Annotated in this window: 26 protein-coding genes and 1 pseudogene; all 27 read left to right on the top strand. The window is 32.1% G+C overall.

Annotated elements, in window-relative coordinates; genetic code table 11:
- Window positions 1-151: 151 nt before the first annotated feature.
- On the top strand, window positions 152-1,228 hold the full coding sequence (locus CURI_RS00970; protein ID WP_014966412.1) for a glycosyltransferase family 4 protein: 1,077 nt from the start codon (window positions 152-154) through the stop codon (window positions 1,226-1,228).
- 11 nt (window positions 1,229-1,239) lie between these two features.
- Window positions 1,240-2,358 carry a non-hydrolyzing UDP-N-acetylglucosamine 2-epimerase gene (gene wecB / locus CURI_RS00975; RefSeq protein ID WP_187287410.1) on the top strand — a complete coding sequence of 373 codons (1,119 nt, stop codon included), beginning with the start codon at window positions 1,240-1,242 and terminating at the stop codon, window positions 2,356-2,358.
- A 236-nt stretch (window positions 2,359-2,594) separates the two neighbouring features.
- Entirely contained in the window at window positions 2,595-2,828 is a 234-nt protein-coding gene (locus tag CURI_RS00980; RefSeq protein ID WP_014966414.1) for an AtpZ/AtpI family protein, read from the top strand.
- A gap of 4 nt (window positions 2,829-2,832) precedes the next feature.
- Window positions 2,833-3,216: an ATP synthase subunit I gene (locus tag CURI_RS00985; protein ID WP_014966415.1), complete on the top strand. Its 384-nt coding sequence runs from the start codon at window positions 2,833-2,835 to the stop codon at window positions 3,214-3,216.
- 166 nt (window positions 3,217-3,382) lie between these two features.
- The gene (gene atpB, locus CURI_RS00990; protein WP_014966416.1) at window positions 3,383-4,078 is read left to right on the top strand and encodes a F0F1 ATP synthase subunit A; all 696 of its coding nucleotides are present in this window, start codon (window positions 3,383-3,385) and stop codon (window positions 4,076-4,078) included.
- Between the two features lie 83 nt (window positions 4,079-4,161).
- On the top strand, window positions 4,162-4,431 hold the full coding sequence (gene atpE, locus CURI_RS00995) for an ATP synthase F0 subunit C (RefSeq protein WP_014966417.1): 270 nt from the start codon (window positions 4,162-4,164) through the stop codon (window positions 4,429-4,431).
- A gap of 91 nt (window positions 4,432-4,522) precedes the next feature.
- On the top strand, window positions 4,523-5,029 hold the full coding sequence (locus tag CURI_RS01000; RefSeq protein ID WP_041701339.1) for a F0F1 ATP synthase subunit B: 507 nt from the start codon (window positions 4,523-4,525) through the stop codon (window positions 5,027-5,029).
- Window positions 5,017-5,567: pseudogene (locus CURI_RS01005) on the top strand (F0F1 ATP synthase subunit delta). The gene CURI_RS01000 and the pseudogene CURI_RS01005 overlap by 13 nt, the downstream one beginning before the upstream one ends.
- Window positions 5,568-5,580: 13 nt before the next feature.
- Window positions 5,581-7,086 (top strand): F0F1 ATP synthase subunit alpha, encoded by a 1,506-nt coding sequence (gene atpA / locus CURI_RS01010; protein WP_014966420.1) that lies wholly within the window; start codon window positions 5,581-5,583, stop codon window positions 7,084-7,086.
- Window positions 7,087-7,131: 45 nt separating this feature from the next.
- On the top strand, window positions 7,132-7,989 hold the full coding sequence (gene atpG, locus CURI_RS01015) for an ATP synthase F1 subunit gamma (RefSeq protein WP_014966421.1): 858 nt from the start codon (window positions 7,132-7,134) through the stop codon (window positions 7,987-7,989).
- Window positions 7,990-8,022: 33 nt separating this feature from the next.
- Window positions 8,023-9,420 carry a F0F1 ATP synthase subunit beta gene (gene atpD / locus CURI_RS01020; RefSeq protein WP_041701342.1) on the top strand — a complete coding sequence of 466 codons (1,398 nt, stop codon included), beginning with the start codon at window positions 8,023-8,025 and terminating at the stop codon, window positions 9,418-9,420.
- Window positions 9,421-9,445: 25 nt separating this feature from the next.
- Window positions 9,446-9,853 carry a F0F1 ATP synthase subunit epsilon gene (locus CURI_RS01025; protein ID WP_420805138.1) on the top strand — a complete coding sequence of 136 codons (408 nt, stop codon included), beginning with the start codon at window positions 9,446-9,448 and terminating at the stop codon, window positions 9,851-9,853.
- A 367-nt stretch (window positions 9,854-10,220) separates the two neighbouring features.
- On the top strand, window positions 10,221-10,970 hold the full coding sequence (locus tag CURI_RS01030) for a YwmB family TATA-box binding protein (protein ID WP_014966424.1): 750 nt from the start codon (window positions 10,221-10,223) through the stop codon (window positions 10,968-10,970).
- A gap of 15 nt (window positions 10,971-10,985) precedes the next feature.
- Complete coding sequence (gene murA, locus CURI_RS01035) at window positions 10,986-12,239, top strand: UDP-N-acetylglucosamine 1-carboxyvinyltransferase (protein WP_014966425.1); 1,254 nt, start codon at window positions 10,986-10,988, stop codon at window positions 12,237-12,239.
- Between the two features lie 145 nt (window positions 12,240-12,384).
- On the top strand, window positions 12,385-13,389 hold the full coding sequence (gene spoIID / locus CURI_RS01040) for a stage II sporulation protein D (RefSeq protein ID WP_014966426.1): 1,005 nt from the start codon (window positions 12,385-12,387) through the stop codon (window positions 13,387-13,389).
- A 282-nt stretch (window positions 13,390-13,671) separates the two neighbouring features.
- Window positions 13,672-14,346 carry a peptidoglycan DD-metalloendopeptidase family protein gene (locus CURI_RS14850; protein ID WP_014966427.1) on the top strand — a complete coding sequence of 225 codons (675 nt, stop codon included), beginning with the start codon at window positions 13,672-13,674 and terminating at the stop codon, window positions 14,344-14,346.
- Window positions 14,347-14,659: 313 nt separating this feature from the next.
- Complete coding sequence (gene spoIIID, locus CURI_RS01050; RefSeq protein ID WP_014966428.1) at window positions 14,660-14,917, top strand: sporulation transcriptional regulator SpoIIID; 258 nt, start codon at window positions 14,660-14,662, stop codon at window positions 14,915-14,917.
- Window positions 14,918-15,135: 218 nt separating this feature from the next.
- Window positions 15,136-16,134, top strand: a complete 999-nt coding sequence (gene mreB / locus CURI_RS01055; protein WP_014966429.1) for a rod shape-determining protein MreB — start codon at window positions 15,136-15,138, stop codon at window positions 16,132-16,134.
- A gap of 94 nt (window positions 16,135-16,228) precedes the next feature.
- Complete coding sequence (locus tag CURI_RS01060; RefSeq protein ID WP_041701344.1) at window positions 16,229-17,311, top strand: flagellar hook-basal body protein; 1,083 nt, start codon at window positions 16,229-16,231, stop codon at window positions 17,309-17,311.
- Between the two features lie 35 nt (window positions 17,312-17,346).
- Entirely contained in the window at window positions 17,347-18,144 is a 798-nt protein-coding gene (flgG, locus tag CURI_RS01065) for a flagellar basal-body rod protein FlgG (protein WP_144275980.1), read from the top strand.
- 15 nt (window positions 18,145-18,159) lie between these two features.
- Window positions 18,160-18,519 carry a rod-binding protein gene (locus CURI_RS01070; protein WP_014966432.1) on the top strand — a complete coding sequence of 120 codons (360 nt, stop codon included), beginning with the start codon at window positions 18,160-18,162 and terminating at the stop codon, window positions 18,517-18,519.
- A 16-nt stretch (window positions 18,520-18,535) separates the two neighbouring features.
- Entirely contained in the window at window positions 18,536-18,964 is a 429-nt protein-coding gene (gene fabZ, locus CURI_RS01075) for a 3-hydroxyacyl-ACP dehydratase FabZ (RefSeq protein WP_014966433.1), read from the top strand.
- A 234-nt stretch (window positions 18,965-19,198) separates the two neighbouring features.
- Complete coding sequence (locus CURI_RS01080; RefSeq protein WP_014966434.1) at window positions 19,199-20,725, top strand: alkaline phosphatase; 1,527 nt, start codon at window positions 19,199-19,201, stop codon at window positions 20,723-20,725.
- Window positions 20,726-20,796: 71 nt separating this feature from the next.
- Entirely contained in the window at window positions 20,797-21,957 is a 1,161-nt protein-coding gene (locus tag CURI_RS01085; protein WP_014966435.1) for a YibE/F family protein, read from the top strand.
- A gap of 109 nt (window positions 21,958-22,066) precedes the next feature.
- Window positions 22,067-23,362 carry an S-layer homology domain-containing protein gene (locus tag CURI_RS01090; RefSeq protein ID WP_014966436.1) on the top strand — a complete coding sequence of 432 codons (1,296 nt, stop codon included), beginning with the start codon at window positions 22,067-22,069 and terminating at the stop codon, window positions 23,360-23,362.
- Window positions 23,363-23,422: 60 nt separating this feature from the next.
- The gene (locus CURI_RS01095; protein WP_014966437.1) at window positions 23,423-24,274 is read left to right on the top strand and encodes a sugar phosphate isomerase/epimerase family protein; all 852 of its coding nucleotides are present in this window, start codon (window positions 23,423-23,425) and stop codon (window positions 24,272-24,274) included.
- Window positions 24,271-25,992: a phospho-sugar mutase gene (locus CURI_RS01100; RefSeq protein WP_014966438.1), complete on the top strand. Its 1,722-nt coding sequence runs from the start codon at window positions 24,271-24,273 to the stop codon at window positions 25,990-25,992. Before CURI_RS01095 ends, CURI_RS01100 begins: the two co-directional genes overlap by 4 nt.
- Window positions 25,993-26,060 lie beyond the last annotated feature (68 nt).

The following is a 26,060-nucleotide window of genomic DNA, read 5'->3' on the forward strand; positions in this document are numbered from 1 at the left end:
AATAAATAGCTAAAACTTAGTAATATACGAATATATGAACTGTAGATAATGCTAGATACATTGACTAAGGAATATATATATAGTAAAATCTTTCTAAGATGTGTATCTAGGTAGAAGTGTGTGTACTTCTAGATAAGAGGAGAGTGCTGATATGACAATATCTTACTTAATAGCCTTTATTTTACCATTCGTATTGGCTTATATATTTACACCAATTGCTAAAAAGTTAGCTCACAAAGTAGGAGCTATAGACGTTCCAAAAGATGAGAGAAGAGTTCACAAACAGCCTATACCAAGACTTGGAGGTCTAGCAATATATTTAGCAACTATCATTTCGATAATAATTTTAGCTCCAATAGATAAAACTACTATATCTATTCTAATAGGTGGAACGATAATAGCTGTAACTGGAATTATAGATGATATAAAACCGATGTCAGCTAAAGTTAAACTGTTATTTCAAATATTAGCAGCAGTAGTAGTTATCTTTGGAGGAGTCAAAATAGAATTTATTACAAATCCTTCTAGTAAAGAACTTTTAGCATTAAAAGGATTTGCCATACCTATAACTATATTTTGGATAGTTGGAATAACTAACACATTAAATCTTATAGATGGACTGGATGGACTTTCTGCTGGAGTAAGTGGAATTTCATCCTTATCATTTTTATTTGTTGGACTAAATGTAGCTTCAAAGCTTGATGATCCTAGCATTATGGTATTACCAATACTTATGGCAGTAATATTAGCAGGATCTGCGTTTGGATTTTTACCACATAATTTTAATCCAGCTAGGATATTTATGGGGGATACTGGTTCGCTGTTTTTAGGATTTATGCTTTCTATCATAGCTATAGAAGGATATCTAAAAAGCTTTGCTACTATAGCAGTAGTAATACCAATACTTATATTAGGTATACCAATATTTGACACATCATTTGCAATACTTAGAAGATTAGCAAATAAAAAACCTATAATGGAAGCAGATAGAGGGCATCTCCATCATAGACTTTTAGATAAAGGATTTTCTCAAAAACAAACAGTATTAGTACTATATAGCATAAGTATATTACTGGGAATATCTGCCATACTATTTACAAATTTAAGCTTTGGAATTGGAGTAGTAGTTCTAGGACTAGTATCAAGTTTAATTTACAATGCAGCTAGTACAAGAAATAAACTGGGAATAAGAGCAACTCAAACGAAAAGAAAACATAAAGATAGATAGGAGATATGAAGATGAATAAAATAAAGGTGTTAACTGTATTTGGGACAAGACCTGAAGGTATAAAAATGGCACCTATAATAAAAAAATTAAACGAAAACGAAAATATAATTCACAAGGCTTGTGTTACAGGTCAGCATAGAGAAATGCTAGATCAAGTATTAGAGATATTCAATATAGTACCAGATTATGATTTAAATATTTTTCAAAGTGGACAAACACTTACAGAGATAACTACTAGATCATTAGAAGGATTAGAAAGTATAATAAAAGAATTTGAACCAGATATACTTCTAGTTCAGGGAGATACAACTACAGTATTTTCTGGTGCACTAGCAGGATTCTATAATGGAGTGAAGATAGGTCATGTTGAAGCAGGACTTAGAAGTGGAGATCTTTATTCTCCTTTTCCCGAAGAAGCAAATAGAAAGCTAACAGGAGTTGTTACGAATTTTCACTTTGCTCCTACAGAAACTAGTAAAAGAAATTTATTAAGTGAGGGTTATGAAGAAGAAAAGATATATATAACAGGAAATACATCAATAGATGCATTGTTACAAGTGGTTTCTGATGACTATAAGTTTGAAAATGATCTACTGAACAATTTAGACTATAAAAATAAAAAGATAATATTATTAACTTCTCATAGAAGAGAAAATTTAGGAACACCTATGGAGAATATATTTACTGCTATGAAAGAAGTAGTAGAAAAAAATGAAGATGTAGAAGTTGTATTTCCTATACACTTGAACCCAAGAGTAAGAGAAATAGCAAATGGAATTCTATCTAATCATGATAGGATACATATAATAGAGCCATTAGACTATTTACCATTTGCAAACCTTCAAGCTAAAACTTATCTAATAGTTACAGATTCTGGAGGTATACAGGAAGAAGCACCAACTCTTGGCAAGCCTGTATTAGTAGTTAGAAAGGAAACAGAAAGACCAGAGGGAATAGAATCTGGTACGGCAAAATTATTAGGTCTGGAAAAAGAAGACATATTTAGAGAAGTAGACTTACTTGTAAACAACAAAGATGAATATGAAAAAATGGCTAATGCAGTTAATCCTTATGGAGATGGCAAGGCTTCGGATAGAATAGTTGAAATAATAGTAAAAAATTTAAAATAGAATGGTGAAATAATAAGACAAGTAATTGTATCATGTATACAGTATGTGTATACATGGTCAGATATACTTGTCTTATTTTTGTTTTTGTTTTACAATAGAAAACAAACGATCAAGAATTTTGTAGGTATTTGTATCATGAATTGAAAATTTTCCAAGAACTAAACATATATTATTTGAAAAAGTATGCTTGTAAAGATTTTAAATTTTACTTATATAGTGTTGCAAAAAAAATAGGAGTGATAAAATTGAAGTTAAATAAAAAAGCACTTCAAAATATTGCCTTGGTTTCACAAATAGGAATATCTATGATAACACCAATCATAATATGTATATTATTAGGCAATTATTTGGATAAAAAGTTTAATACTAATCTTATTTTTTTAGTCATATTCATAACTATAGGGGTAGGATCAGCATTTACAAGTGTTTATAAGTTGGTATCTAAAGACTTTGACGAAAAAAGGAAGTGAAAATATGAGCTTAGGTGAAAATTACTTTAGTACAATTGTAAAGCGAAGTATAATACTAGTAGCCATTATTTCAGGAATAATACTGATAACTTTTAAAGACCCTAAGCCATATTTATATGGAATTATATTTGGCTCTATTATAAATCTTTTGAACTTTAGGCTTATGTATATATCGACAAAAAAAGCCATGTCACTTTCATTTGGTGGTGCACAGTCTCATGTAACAAGAAACTACTTTATACGATTCACTATATACGGCATAGTTATATTGGTAGCCTCCAAAGCAGATTATATAAATTTAATAACAGTAATATTAGGTTTTTTTATAGTCAAAATAGTTATTCTAGCAGACACTTTTCTTGACGAAATAAGAGGAAAACGAAAATAAATGTAAAATATATATAGAGTAGTTATTATTTTGTATGTCCAAATCGCAAGAAAACGTTACCCAACTAAAGATATTTTAATATAAATTTAAAATATAAATTTTTTAATTTTCAAACATCAATATTAATCTAAAACTTAAACCAGCAAGAAAGGAGGTAAAACTACGTATGGGGATTGAACTTAAAATATTTGGTAGCACTATCAATGATACAGTTGTGAACTCATGGATTATAGTTATAGCCTTGTCCATATTCGCTATAATTATAAACAAGAAAATTAAAAATACTAATCCTGGTGAAAAACCTAAAGGAATATTAAATGTATTAGAAATACTTGTAACAGCAGTTCAGGGCTTGGTTGATCAGACTATGGGTAAAGGTAAAACTAGAGATGCATTGAAGCCATATATATTTACATTGGCAATTTTCTTAGCATGTGCTAATTTATTTGGACTTCTAGGATTTTCGTCGCCAACCTCAGACTATAATGTTACACTAGGGCTTACTATAATAACTTTTGGACTAGTGCACTATTACGGGTTGAAAACTAATAAGCTAGGGGGATATCTTAAAGGATATTTCGAACCTGTAGCTGTAATGTTCCCACTTAATGCAGTAGGTGTATTTGCAGATCCAATTTCACTTTCTTTCCGTTTATTTGGAAACATATTAGCAGGTGGAATAATATTAAGTCTAGTATACAATGGGTTAAAAGCAATAACAGCATTTATAGTACCATTTGTATCATTACCCTTACATGCTTACTTTGACGTATGGGGAGGACTACTACAAACATTTATATTCATTATGATCTCTATGGTTAAAATAAGTGAGAATTTACCATCTGAAGCAGATGATAAATAAGTTTATAGCAAAGTTAATTTCTTAATATATAAGATACTTTGTTTAATATTAAAATAATAAAACTCTTAAAGGAGGAAATAAAAATGATTCAAGGAATTTCAAGTGAAGCTTTTGTATTAGGATGTTCAGCAATAGGAGCTGGCTTAGCTGTTATAACAGGTATAGGAGCTGGTATAGGACAGGGAAGTGCTGCAGGTAGAGCGGCAGAAGCAGTTGGTAGACAACCAGAAGCTCAAGGGGACATCATAAAAACGATGATTCTTGGTCAGGCGGTTGCTGAGTCAACTGGTATCTACGGACTAGTTATAGCAATTATATTATTATTTGTAAGACCATTAATGGGTGCATTATAAGATATATGAGTGAGATATAAGAGAGAGGTGGGTTGACCTATCCATCTCTTAAATATATTTCCCTTTATATGAAAGAAGGAGGCGAACTATATTGGAAGTAAAATTAATGCCAGACATACCCAATTTAGTGCTGCAAATTTCATCTACACTAGTTTTATTTTTAGTTTTGAGACACTTCTTATATGCACCAATAGTGAGAATGCTAGCAGCTAGAAGTGAAAAGGTTTATGAAGAAATGGCAGAAGCTAAAAAACAAAATGAAGAAGCTACAAGCTTAAGAATAGAGTATGAATCAAGAATTCAAGAAGCTAAAGACGAGGCAAGAAATATAGTAGAAGGAGCTAAGAAAAGAGGAGACCAACTCAAAGATGAAATTGTTCTGGAAGCTAAGAATGAGTCAAGCAATATACTAGCAAAAGCTAGAACTGATATGGAAAGAGAGAAAGAAAAAGTTCTTAATGACTTAAAATCAGAAGTAGTAGAAATAGCAATGCTTGCAGCTACTAAAGTAGTAGAAAAAGATTTAGATGAAAATACCCACAAAAACATGATAAACAAGTTTATCACTGAGGTAGGGGAATCAAAATGGAAAAATTAGTAGGTAAAAGATATGCTGAGGCTCTTTTCGAAGCTGGTTTGGAGTTAAATAAACTAGAAGAATTTAAAAATGAAATAAAATTTGTATCAGATGTTTTTGAAAGTGAAAAAAAGCTAAAGTCTGCCTTTGAGCACCCTAAGCTTTCTAAAAATGAAAAAAAGATATTATAAATGCATTGTTTAAGGAAAAAGTATCAGGTGAAATACTGAATCTTTGCTATATAGCTATAGATAAAAGAAGAGAAAAATATCTTGGAATTATAAGCAAAGAATATAAAGAGCTTTCAAACAAGCAACAGGGAATAGTTGAAGCTATAGCTACTACAGCTATTACCATGAGTGAAGAAGAAATAGCTCAATTACAAGAAAAACTTTCAAAACAATTGAACAAAAAAGTTGTCCTTACTAACACTATAGACAGTTCAATAGTTGGAGGAGTTCTTGTAAAAGTAGGAGATAAAATTATAGATGGTAGTATAAAAGGCAAACTAGATGATATATATAGAAGCCTTAATAATATGAAATTGACAAGAGAGTAGGGGTGAAAGACTAATGAATCTAAGACCTGAAGAAATCAGTTCAATTATAAAAGAACAGATTAAAAGATATGAAAAAAAGCTTGACGTTGTAGACGTTGGGACAGTTATTCAAGTTGGAGATGGTATTGCCAGAGTTCATGGACTGGAGAACTGTATGGCTGGTGAGCTATTAGAATTTCCAGGAGACGTTTATGGGATGGCTCTTAACTTAGAGGAAGATAATGTAGGTTGCGTTTTATTAGGTTCAGATGACAATATCAAAGAGGGAGATACAGTAAAGAGAACTGAAAGAATAGTTGAAGTTCCAGTTGGTGAATCTCTTGTAGGTAGAGTTGTAAACTCATTAGGGCAACCAATAGATGGTAAAGGGCCTCTAAATACTGATAAGTTTAGACCAATAGAAGCACCTGCTTCTGGAGTTATAGCGAGAGAGTCTGTATCAGTTCCTCTTCAAACAGGTATAAAGTCTATTGACTCTATGTTCCCAATAGGTAGAGGACAAAGGGAGCTTATAATAGGAGATAGACAAACAGGTAAAACAGCTTTAGCTATAGATACTATATTGAATCAAAAAGGTCAAGATATAATTTGTATATATGTAGCTATCGGACAAAAAAGATCAACAGTAGCTCAAATAGTAAACACTCTAGAGTCTAGAGGAGCTATGGACTACAGTATAGTAGTTTCAGCTACAGCAAGTGAGCTTGCACCACTTCAATATATAGCACCTTACACAGGAGTTACTATTGGAGAAGAATTTATGTATAACGGAAAAGACGTTCTTATAATATATGATGATTTATCGAAACATGCGGTTGCTTATCGTGCAATGTCTTTATTACTTCGTAGACCACCAGGACGTGAGGCATACCCTGGAGATGTATTCTACTTACACTCAAGACTGCTTGAAAGAGCTGCAAGGGTAAACAAAGAAAATGGTGGAGGATCAATAACTGCACTACCGATAATAGAAACTCTTGAAGGAGATATATCAGCATATATCCCGACAAACGTAATATCTATCACAGATGGACAGATATTCCTGGAGTCGGAATTATTCTTCGCAGGACAAAGACCTGCAGTTAATGCTGGACTTTCGGTATCACGTGTTGGGGGAGCCGCACAAATTAAAGCTATGAAAAAAGTATCAGGTGGACTTAAACTTGAACTTGCACAATATGCGGAGTTAGCTGCATTCTCACAGTTTGGATCGGATCTTGATAAAGAAACTAAAGAGAGACTTGACCAAGGTGAAAGAATAATGGAAATCCTTAAACAAGGACAGTACAAACCGTTATCAGTAGAGAAACAAGTTATGATAATATATGCAGTTACTAAGAAATATCTAACTGATATACCTGTAAATAGAGTGGCTGCTTTTGAATCTGAATTCTTAAGTTTTATGGAAACTAGTTATCCTCAAGTAGGTAAATCTATAGTTGAGACTAAAGATCTTACTGAAGAGACAGAAAAAGAGTTAGTTAAAGCATTAGAAGAGTTTAAGAAAAGTTTCTCATAGAACTAAAGATCGGCAAGCACTTAAAGAAAGAGGTGAATACAAGCCGTGGCTCAAGGAATGAAAGACATAAAGAGAAGGATGCGTAGTATCGGAAGTACTATGAAGATCACTAAAGCTATGCACCTTGTTTCCTCAGCGAAATTAAGAAAAGCTAAGGAAAACGTTGAAAAAAGTAGACCTTATTATGAAACTATAGTAAATAGTGTAAAAAGAATACTATCTTCAACTACTGGGCTTAAACATCCTTTTCTAGAAAATAGAGAAGTTAAAAAAACAGCGTATATAGTAGTAACAGCTGATAGAGGGCTAGCAGGAGGATTTAACAGTAATATTCTTAGAGTATCTGAGCATGAAATAGATAAAGAAAAGTCAGTTGTAATAGTAATGGGTTCTAAAGGAAAAGATTACTTTACTAAAAGAGGCTATAATGTTATAGAGTCTTATATTGGTATGACTGAAGAGCCAGAATTTATTCATGCAAGAAATGCTGCAAATATAGCTATAGAGTTATATAGAAAAAGAGAAGTGGATGAGGTAAAACTTATCTATACAAAATTTATAAGTGTGATATCTCAGGAGCCTACAGTAAATAAACTTCTTCCATCAGATATAGATACAGACAATGTACAAGAAGAGAAGAGTTTGGTACAAGTACAGTATGAGCCGTCACCAGAAGAGGTTATAGATTATCTTATACCTAAGTACATCCAAAGTGCTATATATGGCGGACTTGTAGAATCTGCTGCAAGTCAACAAGGAGCCAGAATGACAGCTATGGAGTCTGCTACAGATAATGCAGAGGAAATGATAGATGAACTAGGATTAAAATATAACAGAGCACGTCAGGCTGCTATAACTCAGGAAATATCAGAAATAGTAGGTGGAGCAGAGGCTCTTAAATAGTTGTACAATTTTTTAGGCAGAGGAGTGAAGCAAATGGCTGAAAAAAACATAGGTAAAATATCACAAATAATAGGACCTGTGTTAGATATAAGATTTAGTGAAGAAAATCTACCAAAGCTTTTAAATGCCATCGAGATAGATAATAAGGGAGAAAAATTAGTAGCTGAAGTAGCGCAACATATAGGAGACGATACTGTTAGATGTATCGCCATGTCTTCAACTGATGGACTTGTAAGAGGAATGGATGCAGTAGACACAGGATCAGCTATTACAGTACCAGTTGGTAAAGGAACTCTAGGAAGATTATTTAATGTTCTAGGAGAGACTATAGATAAACAAGGTCCTGTAAAGAATGCTAAGTCGGCACCTATTCATAGACAGGCTCCTTCATTCGAAGAGCAAGAAGTAGCTACAGAAATCTTTGAAACTGGTATAAAAGTTATAGACCTTATAGCACCTTATGCAAAAGGTGGTAAGATAGGACTATTTGGTGGAGCTGGAGTTGGAAAAACAGTTCTTATTCAGGAGCTTATAAATAACATAGCTACACAACACGGTGGATTATCAGTATTCTCTGGTGTTGGAGAGAGAACCAGAGAAGGTAATGACCTTTATTATGAGATGAAAGAATCAGGAGTTATTGATAGAACAGCTCTAGTATTTGGTCAAATGAATGAGCCACCTGGAGCAAGAATGAGGGTTGCATTAACTGGACTTACTATGGCAGAGCACTTTAGAGACCAAGAAGGACAAGACGTGTTACTATTTATTGATAATATATTCAGATTTACACAAGCGGGTTCTGAAGTTTCGGCTCTTCTTGGACGTATGCCTAGTGCCGTTGGTTACCAACCTACACTAGCTACAGAGATGGGTCAACTTCAAGAGAGAATTACATCTACAAAGAAAGGATCTATAACTTCTGTTCAAGCAGTTTACGTTCCAGCGGATGACTTAACTGACCCGGCACCAGCAACAACATTCTCTCACTTAGATGCAACAACAGTTTTATCACGTCAAATAGCTGAGCTTGGTATATATCCAGCAGTTGATCCTCTAGATTCAACATCTAGAATATTAGATCCACTAGTAGTTGGAGAAGAGCACTATAAAATAGCTCATGACGTTCAAGAGATACTTCAAAGATACAAAGAATTACAAGATATTATAGCTATACTAGGTATGGATGAGTTATCAGAAGAAGATAAAATAACGGTTGCACGTGCAAGAAGAATTCAACGTTTCTTATCTCAACCATTCCATGTAGCTGAACAATTTACAGGTATGACAGGAGCTTATGTATCTATTAAAGATACTATAAGAGGATTTAAAGAGATATTAGAAGGTAAACATGATGATTTACCTGAGTCTGCTTTCCTTTTCGTTGGTACTATAGAAGAGGCCATAGAAAAAGCTAAAAAGGCAAACTAATAGACCCTTAAAGGTATAAAGGGAGGTGCAACATTTGTCACAGTTTAAACTAGAGATAGTAACTCCAGATAGAAAATTTCTAGAAGCAGATGTATCGATGCTTGTGGCTAGAACTATAGATGGAGATATGGCTATACTTAAAAATCATATTCCTTTAGTAACACCTCTAGATATAGGAATAATAAAGATGAACTATGAAGATGGAACATCTAAAAAGGCTTCTATAGCTGGAGGGTATATGGAAGTTACTAAGGAGAAAACTACTATAGTGACAGAAAGTGCAGAATGGCCAGAAGAAATCGATAGAAGAAGAGCCGAAGAAGCTAAAAAGAGAGCTGAAGAACGAATTAGCAAAAAGAATAAGGATACAGATGTTCTTAGAGCAGAACTCGCTCTTAAGAGAGCTATAAATAGAATAAGACTTGGAGATTAAAGATAAAAACTACCTATGGAATAGGTAGTTTTTTTTATATAATTTTTTAAAAATATGTATATAAACTTTATAACGGTTAATACTTAGAATAAGGAAAGAGCAATTTGAAAGTAAATATGTTTTCCCCCTTTACAGACTTACTTTCAAATCTATCTTTCCTTGTTCTATTTATAACTTAATATATACATAATTTAAAAGATCTATTTTTTATATGTAATAGATTGAAAGTTTTAAGCATAATTAAATAGTCCAAGCCCATAAATATAAATATAACTAGTTACTTTTATAACAAAGTAAGGCTAAAATTTTTTCAGATATAATCGAAATGGCATAAATTAATGTCTTTATCATATGTGGAGGTGCAATTATGAAAAAAAGAGGAATACTGTACATAACATTAGCAATATTATTAGTAGTGATGGGTTCTGTTAAAGCAGATAAAAACAAATTAACAAACGAAGATATATTAATCAAGGCTTTTGAAAAAACAGATAGCAATTTTCAGAGTTTTAATATAAACTATAGAGGTGTGCTATCAAATAAATTTACAAATATAGAAGATCTAAGACAAACAACTGAAGATATAAGTAAATCAATTGGTCTCATAAAAATAAATAGTGAAGAGATAGAGGAAACGAATATGAATCAAGTAACTACATATGCACAAGATGATAGTGAAAGAAACATAACAATAGTAGCATATTCGTTTTTTGATGAAGAATCTCAAAAAGGAGAAACGACTATCTTTTTAGACATTAATGAAACCAATAAATATGAGGAATTAGATGAAATGACTAGTAAATTGTCTCATACACTCAAAAAATATGATACAAACGTAGAAATCACCAGTTGCATTGTTGGAACATTTGAGGGAAAATTAGAAAGTGACTATAAGATGGGAAAAATAGAACAGATAGTAAACATAACTAAAGGCAAGCCAGTAGAGTCTCTTATAGACCCATCTATAACTAGTGTTTCGCTATATTCAGAATATATAGATAGATATATATTTTCAGGAGATAAAAAAATGAATTTAAATGTATCGATGAGATATAATGAATATGAAAATAAAACATATATGTTAATAGGGACACCTATAATTACAACAGGGTATTAAAGGGGAGGAACAATTGTGCCAAAGATTATAGTTGAAAAAAGTCCAGCCTTAAAAGGAAGTGTAAGAATAAGTGGAGCAAAGAATTCAGCACTTCCAATTTTAGCAGCTTCATTGCTATCATCTGAGACTTGTGTACTAGAAGATGTGCCTATGTTAGAAGATGTAAAAATAATAAGTGAAGTATTAAGTATATTAGGTGCAGAGGTAAAAGAAATAGGTAAAGAAAAGATTGAAATAAACTCTTCAAATATAAAAAGTATAACAGCACCATATGAGCTAATGAGCAAAATGAGAGCATCTTTCTTAGTAATGGGTCCATTAATAGCTAGAATGGGTAAGGCTAAGATTTCGCTACCAGGAGGATGTGCTATAGGTACTAGACCAATAGATCTTCATCTAAAAGGATTTAAAGCTCTTGGGGCTGAAATAGAAGTTGGAAGTGGATATGTAGAAGCAAGAGCAGAAAAGTTAATAGGAAATAGAATTTACTTGGACTTTCCAAGTGTCGGAGCGACAGAAAATATAATGATGGCGGCATCGCTTGCAGAGGGAGAAACTATAATAGAAAACTCTGCTATGGAACCAGAAATAGTTGATTTAGCTAATATCATAAATAAAATGGGTGGTAGTGTAAAAGGAGCAGGAACTAGCACTATAAGAATAAACGGAGTTAAGTCTTTAAAAGGATGTAGACATACTGTAATACCAGATAGAATAGAAGCCGGAACATTTATGGTAGCAGCAGCACTAACAGATGGGGACGTTACAGTAGAAAATATAATTACAGATCATATGAAACCTATAATAGCTAAATTAAAAGAGGCAGGAGCAAAAGTAGAGGAAAATGGAGAGAGCATAAGAGTCAAAGGAAATGGGAAGTTAAAGCCTATAGACATTAAGACACTGCCATATCCGGGATTTCCTACAGATATGCAGTCTCAGTTTATGACACTTATGGGGTTAGCTAAAGGAACTAGCATGATGATAGAAACTGTATTTGAAAACAGATTTATGCATGTAGATGAGTTAAAGCGAATGGGAGCTAATATAAAGATAGACGGAAGAAGCGCTATAATACAAGGTGTAGATAAGCTACAGGGAGCACCTGTAAAAGCCACTGACTTAAGAGCAGGAGCAGCTCTTATACTGGCAGGACTTATATCAGATGGAAAAACAGAAATAAGTGACATCTATCATATAGATAGAGGATACTCTGATATAGAAGATAAATTTAGAAGTCTAGGTGCAAATATATATAGAGTTGAGTAGAAAAAGCTCTAAATTTTCTTATGTTTAGATATAGGAAAATTTAGAGCTTTTTTTTATTTGTCTATAAAAATCATATATTCACTTAATATAACATATAAATTATAAAGAACTAAACTGTTAGAGAAAAAAGGAAAGGGGTGGATATATGAAAAAAATAGGAATATACGTACTATTTATACTATTTGCTACTATTATAATACCTTCAATTTTAGTACAAGTATATAAAAGCGAAAAAGGTGAAAGTAATATGTCAAAAGCTGATATAAGCACAATACAAGATATAAACTTTAAAGATACGAAGAAAATAAAAATATATAATACAAAGACTAAAAAGACAGAAGAAATAGGTTTGGAAGAATATATATTAGGTGTAGTTGCATCTGAAATGCCAGCAGCTTTTCATGAAGAAGCGCTAAAAGCACAAGCAGTAGCAGCAAGAACATACGCTTTAAGTAGAGCAGAAAAGTTTAAAGAAGGACATCCGGATCATAAAGATGCACCATTATGTACAGATGTACACTGTCAGGCATGGAAGTCAAAAGAAGAATTAATACAGACCCATGGAGAGCAATGGATAGCAGACTACTGGGAGAAACTGCAGAACGTGATTGAAGGAACTAAAGGACAAATACTGACATATGAAGGTAATTTAGTGAGTGAGCCACTATTTCATTCAACAAGTGGGGGAAAAACAGAAAGCTCGGAAGCGGTTTTTGCAGTATCACACCCTTATTTAAAATCAGTAGATAGTCCACTAGAAGAAAATGCACCGAAGTTTAAAGATAGTGTAAGTATGACTGTAGATGAATTTATAAAGACTATAAAGCAAAAGTACCCTGGTGCTAATATAGATAAGAATAATTTAAAAGATAAAATAAAAGTAGGAGAGAAGACTGATGCAGGAAGAATAAAAAAAGTAGTAGTGGATAATCAATTTATAGAAGGTTCAGAGTTTAGACAAATGTTTAACTTAAATTCTACTAACTTTAAAATAAAACTAGCAGGAGATAATATAAATATAGAGACTATAGGATACGGACATGGAGTTGGAATGAGCCAATGGGGAGCTAATGGAATGGCTAAAGAAGGAAAAACTTATAAAGAAATATTAACTCATTATTATACAGGTACAGTTGTAGAAAACTTTTAGATGACTTCTGATTTAATCAGGAGTCATTTTTTATTATGAAACCAGTTTTAGAAATTCTCTAAAAGTATATTTATAACTTAATAATATATGTAGTTTTATAGGAATATACTGATTTTATACTCAAGTACTAAAGGCGATTATTTCAATATAATTAACACGATAAAGTGCTAATAACCTTCACTATATAAATAATAACAAAATATGAAAAATTGATTTTTTTATATGTATGGAAAAAATTAAACAGGCCATAATAATAATAACAATACAGTGGAGGTGGTATACGTGGATAGACTAAAAAAGATCATTATGAGAGATCCATTTTATGTAGTCCTATTCGTATGTATATGCATAGTAGCAATATCAGGAGTATGGGTTTCAAAGAGCAATTTAGATATAGCAAAAAAATTCAATGAAGAAAGTGACAGTAAAGAAGAAATAGAGTTAAACCTAGAAAAAGCTCCAATAGAAAAGAAAGCAGATATAGAAAAGGAACAAGTTCAAAAAGAAGAAACTGAGCAAGAAGTTGCAAAACAAAAGACAGAGGAAGTAGAACAATCTAATCAAGCACAAAATAAAGTAGCTCAAAACAACATACAATCACAAGCTCAAGCACAGCCACAAACCCAGGCAGCTTCAAGTGATATAACAGAGCAATCAGCTATAGCAATGAATCATCCAGTTAAAGGTAATATTTCTATAGATTTTGCTAAAGACAAGCTTGTGTATTCTAAAACACTAGAACAATGGACTACCCACAGTGGAATTGATATACAAGCTAGTGAAGGTACAGCAGTTTTAGCAGCCATGGATGGTACTATCAAAGAGATAAAAAAAGATGATGCACTCGGAATAGTTATAACAATAGACCATGGAAATGGACTAGAAACCAAATATGGAAATTTAGCAACAGATGACATGATTAAAAAAGGACAAAGTATAAAAAAGGTAGTGCTATAAGCAAGGTAGGAAAAGGAGCAGGATTTTCAAAGTTAGAAGATCCCCATGTACATTTTGAAGTTATAAAAAATGGGAAAAACTTAGATCCAAAACAATTTATTAAATAAAGAAATATATTTAATAAAACTGTTAAAAACAGGCGTAAATATTCAAAATACTTAACTAAATGATTATTTAATATTCTCGATCGTTCAGAGAGTATGCTAATCTAACTATCTTTTTAAATAATAAAACCAGTTCTATACAATAAACAAAATGCATAAACATTAAGAAAGTGTTCTATTTAAGGAAATGGTAAAAAGGGGGGTACACTTTGAAAGAGTATATAGAAGAAAGAGCACTAGAGATTGCGAAATATATAATAAAGAAAAAATCCACAGTAAGACAAACAGCCACCATTTTTGGTGTCAGTAAAAGCACTGTACATAAAGATGTAACAGAACGCCTTCCTAAAATCAATCCTCTTCTGGCAGGGAAAGTTAAATGGGTACTAGATATGAACAAGGCAGAAAGACATATAAGAGGCGGAGAAGCAACTAAACTAAAATATGAAAATACTGGTGAACAATAAATGATAAGGAAAGATATTATTTCTATATAAATATAGAAATAATATCTTTTGTTGTTTTATAAACCAATTATATGAACACGGAGAAAAATATTTAATCTTTGGTAAAAAAATAAGAATTTTGCTTTAAATAAAAGGATTTAGTAAAAAAAATAGAAATATATAGGGATAGATATTTATACGAATAGATTATGATAGGTTGAAGGGAGAAGTTGAGTAAAGTGTTTTTTAAAAGTGATATAGGTATAGACTTAGGGACAGCAAGTGTATTAGTATATATAAAAGGAAAAGGGGTAGTAATACAGGAACCTTCTGTAGTTGCAATAGATAGAGATACTAATAAGCTATTAGCAGTAGGAGAAGATGCTAGAAGAATGTTAGGAAGAACTCCGGGAAATATAATAGCTATAAGACCATTAAAAGATGGTGTTATATCTGACTATGAAGTGACACAAAGAATGCTTAAATATTTTATAGAAAAGGCCATAGGAAAAAATAATCTTTTTCTAAGACCAAGAATTGTAGTTTGTGTTCCAAGTGGAATAACTGAAGTTGAAAAAAGAGCGGTAATACAAGCGAGTAATCAAGCAGGAGCAAGAAAAACATATCTTATAGAAGAGCCTATAGCAGCAGCAATAGGAGCGGATTTAGATATAACAGAACCAAGAGGAAAAATGATAATAGATATAGGCGGTGGAACTACAGACGTAGCGGTAATATCACTAGGTGGAATAGTAGTAAACAGTTCTATAAAGGTAGGCGGTAATACATTTGATACGTATATAACTAGATATATAAGAAAAAAACACAATCTCATGATAGGAGAAAGAAGTGCGGAAGAACTAAAAGTAGTTATAGGTACGGCGTATAAAAGAGAAAAAGAAGTTTCTATGGATATAAGAGGAAGATACCTATTAACGGGACTACCAGAGATAGTACAAGTTACATCTTCAGAACTGCTAGAAGCATTAAGTGAGCCACTAGAAGCTATAGTAGACGCAGTAAAATCTGTGCTAGAAAAAACGCCACCAGAATTAGCATCAGATATAGGTGAAAAAGGGATTATGATGACAGGTGGAAGTTCATTACTTCACGGGATAGACAAGCTAATAAAAGAGAGAACGGGAATAAAAGTAAATATAGCAGAAGATCCAGTATCATGTGTAGCGACAGGAACAGGAAGATCATTAGAATCAATTGATGTTTTAGAAAATATTTAAATTTTTAATTTTAGATTTAGAAGAAGAATATAAAGAAAAAATTTTATAGCCGATATATCTAACAGAGAAAATTAAAAAGAAAGGAGTAAATTTTATGAATAACTCCATGTATATAGCGACAACATCAATGATAACAAATCAGAAAACTACAGATATAACATCTAATAATTTAGCTAATGCAAACACTACTGGATTTAAAAGAGACATGCCTATAATAGAATCTTTTCCAGAAGTTTTACTCGCTAAAATTAAAGACAAAGATGACCTTGACAATCACGTACCATTTACAGGAGTAAAGATAGAAGAAAGTGAAGATGGAGTGTATTCACTTTCTATAAACTCAGGATATTTTAGACTGAGTACACCAGCAGGAATGAGTCATAATAGAGAAATAGAATTTACTATAGATCAAAATGGATATCTAAAAACTTTCTATACAGATATAGACGGAAATAGAAGAACTAATGATGAAAATTATTTATTGGGTAGGAATGGTAAGCCTATAAGAGTAGAAGGACAAGATATACAGATATCTCCAAATGGAAACATAATATCGAATGGTCAAGTAGTAGATAACATATTATTTTTACCAAGTCATCAGATTATAGGAACTACTAGTGCAGGGGTTAGACTAGACAAAGTAATAACAGACTTTACTGATGGAAGCTACATAAAAACAGGAAACGATCTGGACTTTGCTATAAAAGGACAGGGATTTTTTAAAGTACAGTCACAAGATGGGCAAATTTATTATACTAGAGATGGCTCTTTCACAATAAACAATGAAGGAACACTTATGACTAAGGATGGAAAAATAGTTTTAGGTCAAGATGGTCCAATACAATTACAAGGGAATGAAATAGAGCTACACGAAAATGGAAGCATATTCTCAAATGGACAACTCATAGATATGTTAAATATAGTTCAAGTTAATAACAAAGAAGACCTAAGAAAGCAAGGCGATAATCTATATGCAGCAGTAGAAAATAGTCAGATACAAGAAGCACCTTTTACTGGTGAAGTTGTGAATGGATATATAGAAGGCTCTAACGTAAACGTAATAAAAGAGATGGTAAACATGATTACAGCTTTTAGAAATTATGAATCAAGTCAAAAAATCATAACTACTCAGGATGAACTACTAGGAAAAGTGGTGAATGATTTAGGAAGAGTATAAGAGCATATTAAGAAAGTTTAGGGAGGAAAAATAAAATGATGCGTGCACTATGGACTTCTGCAACAGGAATGAAAGCCCAACAATTAAATGTAGATGTAATATCGAATAACCTTTCAAACGTAAATACAACAGGATATAAGGGTCAAAGAGCAGAGTTTAAGGATTTACTATATGTAAATATGCAAAAAAGCAATAGAAATGAAGGTGTAGGTAGACCAGTAAACTTACAAGTTGGACATGGAGTAGCTACAGTTGCTACAACTAGAGACTTCAAAAATGGAGGACTAATAGATACACAAAATAATCTGGATGTAGCTATTGAAGGTAGTGGATTCTTTTCAGTTCAAATGCCAAATGAAAATATAAAGTATACTAGAGATGGTAGCTTTAAATTAAGTGTAGAAGATGGATCAAGATTTTTAGTTACGTCTGATGGATACTATGTATTAAGTGAAGATGATGATATAATAGAAATAGAAGAAGGACTTAAAGAGTTACAAATAGATGAACTAGGATACATAACAGCTGAAGATGAAGATGGAGAGATAGTAGAAATAGGAAGACTAAAATTTGTGGACTTCATAAATCCATCAGGACTTTTAAGTGAAGGTAAAAATCTTTACTCGCAAACACAAGTTTCGGGAGAAGCTGTAGACATACCATCAGAAGAAATGGAAAGTAAAATACTACAAGGATACTTAGAATCATCAAACGTTCAAGTAGTAGATGAGATGGTGAAGATGATAACGGCTCAAAGAGCATATGAAATAAATTCAAAAGCCATAACGACAGCAGATGATATGTTACAAATTGCAAATAACTTAAAAAGATAATTTGAGGTGATGTAGATGGCTATGATAGATGGAATCTCAAATGCACTTATACCTACTGATACTTATAAAGAGGATAATATAAAGAGGTTAAGTGAAAGTAGTGATATGTCAAAAGATGAAAAAGCCTTAATGAAATCATGCCAAGACTTTGAAGCTATATTTATTCATATGATGTTGAAAAGTGCACGATCTTCCTCAGCATCAGAAGATGGATTAATACCAAAAAGTCAGGGTACAAAGATATTTGAAGATATGTTTGACCAAGAGATAGCGGGCAATATAAGTACATCTAATGATGGTGGAATCGGAATTGCTAAGATGCTCTATGATCAGATGAAAATGAGCTTAAATCACAGTAGCATTAATAAGGATTAGAAAAGGAGGCGGAAGCTTGCTAGATAATATACAAATTCAAAAACTTATACCACACAGATATCCGTTCCTATTAGTAGATAAGATATTAGAACTTGAAGAGGGAAAAAGAGCAGTAGGACTGAAAAATGTAACAGCAAATGAACCTTTCTTTCAAGGTCACTTCCCAGGAAATCCACTTATGCCAGGAGTACTTATAGTTGAGGCTATGGCGCAGGTAGGAACTGTTGTACTTATGTCTTTAGAAGAGTATAGAGGGAAGCTTGCAGTATTTGCAGGTATAGATAAAGTAAGATTTAAAAAACAGGTTAGACCAGGAGACACGCTTAAAATAGAAGTAGAGTTAACATCTATGAGAAGAGGAATAGGAAAAGCAGATGCTATAGCTTATGTAGATGGTGAACTGGCTTGTAAAGGTGAGCTTATGTTTGCAATTACAGAGGTATAAGCAGATAACACAACATCTTTTAACACCCCCTTATAAGTACGATAATGTACTTATAAGGGGGTGTTTTATTATAAAATGAAATACTCTAGCTGGTATTAGCTATAAGAATATAAAAATCAGTATTTTATGGATTTTACATAAGTTTAACCATATGCTTACTTTAGTCTAACCTAGATTTAATACTATTGTTTTATGATTACTTTGAAACGAAAATAAATAATAGGAGGTTAAGCTATGTTTAAGAAAATTTTATCAGCATCATTATGTACTATAATGTTACTAGCAATCATGGCAGGAGCTATACAAACCCAAGAATCAGGCGTTGCTCCACAATCAATAAATGTTGTAAATGCAGCTAGTACAGGAAAAGCTCCTAAATACATATTTATGTTTATTGGAGATGGCATGAGTCATGTTCAAGTAAATTCAGCACAGGTATATGAAGGAAATAATACTTATGGAGAGGTTAATACTAGAAATTTAAACTTTTCTAAATTCCCAGTAGCAGGATATGCTACAACTCACGATTCAACATCTTTTGCTCCAGACTCTGCTTCAACTGCTACTTCTCTTTCTTCTGGAATAAAAACACATAGTGGTGTTATAGGTCTTGGAGCAGATAAGACTACAAAACCTAAAGCTATAACAGAATTACTTAAGGAACAAAAGGATATGAAAGTAGGTATAGTATCAACAGTTACAATAAACCATGCAACTCCAGCGGCATACTATTCTCATGTAGCTTCAAGAAGCAACTACTATGATATAGCGATGCAAATGGCAGACTCAGGTTTTGACTACTTTGCAGGTGGTTCAATAAGTCAACCAACAGGTAAAGATAAAGACCAAAAAGATGCTTATGAAGTTCTAAAGGATAAAGGTTATAGTATTGTAGATACAAAAGAAGATATAATGGCACTTAATAATAAATCTGGAAAGACTTATGCCGTAAGTCCAGTACTTCAAGATAGTGGTGCTATGCCTTATGCAATAGACAATAAAAAAGGAGACTTAACTCTTGCTGATTTTGTAAAGAAAGGTATCGATGTGTTAGATAATGAAAAAGGATTCTTTTTAATGGCTGAATCAGGCAAGATTGACTGGTCAGGTCATGCTAATGATGCAAAGAGTAATATTCATGATGTTCTTTCGCTTGAAAGTGCAGTTCAAGTAGCTCTTGATTTTGCAAAAAAATACCCAGAAGATACATTAATAGTTGTAACAGGAGATCACGAGACTGGCGGTATGACAATAGGCTATGCGTCAACTGGCTATGATACAGCGTTTAATATACTTGATCATCAAAAGATGTCTTATGTAGCTTTTGATGAATTAATGGGAGGTTTAAAGAAAAAAACTCCTAATATGACGTTTGAACAAGTAATGCCAATTATTACAGAAAACTTTGGTCTAGTTTTGCCTAACTCTGGTGAAGCAAAAAGTGAAAAAAATTCAGCACTAGTTCTATCCGAATTAGAGCTAAAAAAATTAAAAGATGGATTTGCTGAATCAATGAAGTCTGAAAGTGAGCGTATCAAAAGTGAAGAAACAGAACTTTTATATGGTGGATATGATCCGCTTTCAGTAACACTTACTCATATACTAAATAACAAAGCAGGTATTGGTTGGACATCATATTCTCATACAGGTACTCCAGTACCAGTATACGCATATGGGCAAGGAGCGGAAGTCTTCAGTGGATCATACGATAATACAGATGTATTTCACAAGCTTATCCAGGTTACTAAGATTAAGAAATAATAGTTTTAAGTAAATATAATGAAATTAGGCTGGATAGATATCCAGCCTAATTTTTTGAAAGGAGTAATATTTTGATTAAGATACTTAAAAATGCAGATAGAAAAGAAGTAGCCTTTACTATTAGTTTCATTATCATACTAGCGATACTAAGTATTATACCAACTGGATTTGAAAAAGCAATTTATTTTAATTCTGAGGGTGTCCGTGCAAAAGTAATTTCTACAGATAATTCAGGAATATATAAGACAGGCATTATTAATCAAGGTAGTCAAATATGTCTGATTGAAATAGAGACAGGAACTCATAAAGGAGAACAAATTGAAGGAACTAATTTATTAATAGGTAAATTAGAATTTGATAAGATTTTTCAAGTAGGAGATAAAGCTTGGGTTTTGTTAGAGTTTGATGAAGAAGATAATATTATACTTGGAAATATGATAGATCACTATCGTATAAATAAGGAAATAATTTTGATTGGTCTGTTTGCATTGACAATTATTATATTTTCAGGCTTTACGGGTGTTAGAACTCTACTTTCATTTGCTTTTGCGTTGCTAAGTATATGGAAAATACTTATCCCATTAATGCTAAAGGGATTAAACCCCCTACTTATAGCATTAATTGTTGGAAATATATTAACTATCGCTACACTTCTATTGGTAGCAGGATTTACAAAAAAGGCATATGCTGCAATACTAAGCTCTATAGTCTGTTCTTTGGTTACATGTATACTGGCCATAACATTTGGCAATTTGTTCAAAATACATGGTGCAGTAATGCAGTGGTCAGAGTCATTGCTTTATGCTGGATTTATGAATCTTAATCTAACTGCTATATTTCAGTCTGGAATATATTTAGCGTCATCAGGTGCTATACTTGACTTGGCTATAGATATATCATCTGCATTAGAAGAAATTGTAAGAAACAATCCAAATGTATCTAAAAAAGATTTAGTGAAGTCTGGACTTAATATTGGTAAGTCAGTAGTTGGGAGTCAAACTACGACATTGCTTCTTGCTTACATGGGTAGTTACATAACAGTTATGATGGTATATATGGCTCAGGGAACTCCAATGATGAACATACTAAATTCCAAGACTATATCAGCAGAGATATTGCATACTTTTGTAGGTTGTATAGGGTTAGTACTGGTATCACCTCTTACATCTCTTATCTGTGGATTTATATATGACAAAGAAATATCATGGGAGAAATATAGTTCGTTAAACTAACTTTAAAAGATGAGCTTATGTTTGCAATTACAGGGATAGAATAGTATTCAAACTGTAATAAAAGAACCTTCTTATCTGTACTATAATGTACTTATAAGGAGGTTGTTTTATGTATAAAAAAGTATCTACTTTATTTATAGCTTTAACTATAGTAATGAATAGTATCCTATTACCTATAGAGGTTATGGCTAAACAAGAATATAGAATAGAATTTTTTCATCAGTTAGCAGAGGGTATAAATAGTTTATACTATAAGGAAGTTATAGTAGGACTAGACGTTGCCCATCAAATATATGGTGAAAGTGAGCTTCTAGACAATATTTCAAAAGAGCTAGAGAGTAATATTGAAGTTAAAACATACTTAGAAAGTAAAGGTTTCACTCTAGATAAGATTGGTGAAATAATAGCATTCATAGATGGTGAGATCCCTCAATTAAGTGATTTAGATAATGAGGAGAACTTAATAAATTCTATTATAAAAACTGTGTTAGTAGATAAAGAAGGATCTTTAGATTATTTAAAATATGATGATAAAATAGATACTTTAGCAAAAAATCTATATGATATAATGCCTGATGAATTTAAAAATACACTAGACAACCACTATGAAGATGAAGAGGAAAAAATAGACGTTCTAATAAAAATAATAGTTGAAACTATACATAGTGGATATGGAGTAGGATTCTATGACATATATAGTAGAGAATTTAAGGAATTGAAATTACAAATTAAAGATGAACTTATACAAAATATTAATAAAAGTACAAAATTAGAGTTAAGTAATAAAGATAAAGAAGGAGTAAATTTAATATTAAAGGGACTTGAGAACACAATAAGATATAAAGGTTTAGAAAGAGTCTATAGCGATATATGTGGAGTAATAGGACTTATAGATATAAAGCCAATAGTACTACAGCAAGAAGATAGTGCTGTAAAGGGTGCTAATAGTGAATTAAATCAAGAAATAAGTAGGGCTGAATTGCTTGAAGAGATATTTAAAAATAGTAGTATAGAATTTACAAAATATCAGGATGAGTTTATAGATGTAGGTGAAGAAGATGAATACGCGGACTATATATCTACGGCTAAGAAGCTAGGGCTTGTAAATGGATATGGTGATAATACATTTAGACCTGAATCTAAAGTATCAAGAAGTGAAATGGCAGTTGTTCTAAGTAATGTTACTAAGTATAAAGATAGTATTATAAATATGAGCGAACAAGATATAGAAAAGACACTAGAGGTATTTAAGGATAAGGAAGATATAGAAGACTGGGCTAAGCCACATGTAGCAAGACTTATAAAACTTGATATATTAGAAGGTAAGTCTGAAAACGAGTTTGATCCTAAGGGAAAAGTGACTAAAGGGGAAGCAAAAGCTGCAATATATAGACTATTTAATTAATACTCTGACGTATGCTATAATATATATTAAATAATTGTTAAAACTGTAAGGGGGATATGAATGAATCCGCAGCTAGGTATATGCATACATGGAGTTGGAGTAGAGTACATTCAAAAACATGAATATAAGAGAATACAACTTTGTCATAAGTTTTCAGGAGCAGGTGATATAACTTCACTACTTAGAATGAATAAAAATCATCCTATAAGAGTGAGTTATCATGCACCTGTTTTTCATCAAGTAGACCCTACGCTTACGTACTACTTAAATAGCAACTTCAGACTAAGAGAAGCTACATTTGAAATATTAGAAATAAATTTAAAGATGGCTCAATCTTTACCTACAGACTATGTAATAATACATTTCACTTCTAATAGCATGAATGAAAATATAACTGATCATGAACTTAGACATTTTGCTAACAAAAGTGCAGAAAGAATAGATATGTTAAGTAGACAATATGAATTGCCTATTTATTTAGAATATACAAGTTATAATAATAGATTCGATAAACCAGAAGACTTTGTAGAAGTGGTTAAAGATTACGATAATTTAGGAATATGTTTAGACATAGGACATTTATACATGGTATGTCAGACTTATGGTCTAGACTATTTTACGGAGCTAGAAAAACTATTACCATATACGAAGGTTATGTATTTGTGGAATGTAACTTCTAAAGAATGTATGCAAGAATACGGATATATACCTGTTCATCCAAGTCAAAAGAGCGAAGACGGATGGATAGATATTGAAGAAACTTTAAATTTGGCATTAAATTATAATAAGGACATATATATAATATTTGAGCCTAACTTTGAATATAAAGGTGAAAAATATTTTGAAGAGGGTATAAATTGGGTAAATGAAATAATAGGTAAGAGTAAGTTATGCAAGGGGGAAGCTTTATGAGTTTTTTAGAGAAGTACAATCAATGGATTAAAGATGAAAGTATTGACGAGGAAACTAGAAAAGAGTTAGAAACTATTAAAAATGATCAGGCGGAAATAGAAGATAGATTTTATAAAGATTTAGAATTTGGAACTGGAGGATTAAGGGGAATTGTAGGAGCAGGAACTAATAGAATGAATAGGTATACAGTGGCAAGAGCGACACAAGGACTTGCAGATTACTTAAAAGAAAATTCTAAAGGGAAGCCACTTAGTGCAGTTATAGCTTACGACTGTAGAAATAAGTCAGATGAATTTGCTAAGATATCTGCATTGGTTCTAGGTGGAAACAATATAAAAACTTATTTATTTGAAAGTTTAAGACCTACTCCTGAACTTTCTTTTGCTATAAGACACTTAAAAGCTGATACAGGCATAGTAATAACTGCAAGCCATAATCCACCTAAATATAATGGATATAAAGCATATGGTAGCGATGGTGCACAACTACCACCTAAAGAAGCAGACATAGTAGTAGAAAAGGCGAAGCAAGTTGGAAGTATTGAAAATGTAAAAATGATAGATGAACAAGAAGCCAGAATAAAAAATCTTTTAAGTATAATAGGAAGTGAAATAGACGATGTATATATTGATAAAGTTAAAAAACAGAGTCTAAGAGAAGATATAGATAAAGATATAAATATAGTATATACACCTTTACATGGTGCAGGTAATGTACCTGTGAGAAGGGTATTAAGAGAAGTAGGATTTAAGAACGTACATGTAGTAGAAGAACAATCAAAACCAGATCCTGACTTTTCAACAGTTTCATATCCTAACCCAGAAGATCCAAAGTCTTTTGAATTGTCTATAGAACTTGGAAAAAAAGTAGATGCAGATATTCTAGTAGCAACAGATCCGGATAGTGATAGAATAGGTATTGTAAGTAAAAATAACGATGGTGATTATACCCTTATAAGTGGAAATGACACAGGTGCACTACTACTGGATTATGTACTAAGTGGGAAAAAAGAAAAAGGTATATTGTCTAAGAATGGAATAGTAGTAAAAACTATAGTTACTAGTGAAATAGGAAGGAAAGTAGCTGAATACTATGAACTAGAGACTATAGATACCCTTACAGGATTTAAATTCATAGCAGGAAAGATAAGGGACTTTGAGAGAGAAGGTAACTTTACTTATGAATTTGGATATGAAGAAAGCTTCGGATATCTACCATGGACAGAAGCTAGAGATAAAGATGGTGTGCTTTCAACTATGTTGGCATGTGAAATGGCTGCATACCATAAAAAACAAGGAAAGACTTTATTAGAGGCACTCGAGGAGATATATAAGAAGGTAGGATATTTTACAGATGATTCATATTCAATAGTATTAGAAGGAGTAGAAGGTAAAGCTAAAATAGAAAAGATCATGGATTCATTTAGGAATGAATATAGTAAGAAGATAAAAGATTCCAACCTTTTACAAGTAAGTGACTATAAAGAGGGAACAGTTACAACCCTTGCTACAGGAAAAATAGAAGATACTAATTTGCATAGAGAGAACGTAATGAAGTATGTATTTGATAATGAGTCATGGTATGCGCTAAGACCTTCAGGGACAGAACCAAAACTAAAGGTATATATATCAGCTATGGGAACAAGTATGGAAGAGTCAAAATTAAAGGTAGAAGCTATAAGAGAAGTAATAAATAACAAGATGGAAAACTTAATATAAATGGCTTTATATAATAAAGTTTCATAAAATGTAAAAATGCTAGATTTCAAGTTATATTGGAGTTTAGC

The organism is Gottschalkia acidurici 9a, assembly GCF_000299355.1.
In the GTDB taxonomy this organism is placed as follows: domain Bacteria; phylum Bacillota; class Clostridia; order Tissierellales; family Gottschalkiaceae; genus Gottschalkia; species Gottschalkia acidurici.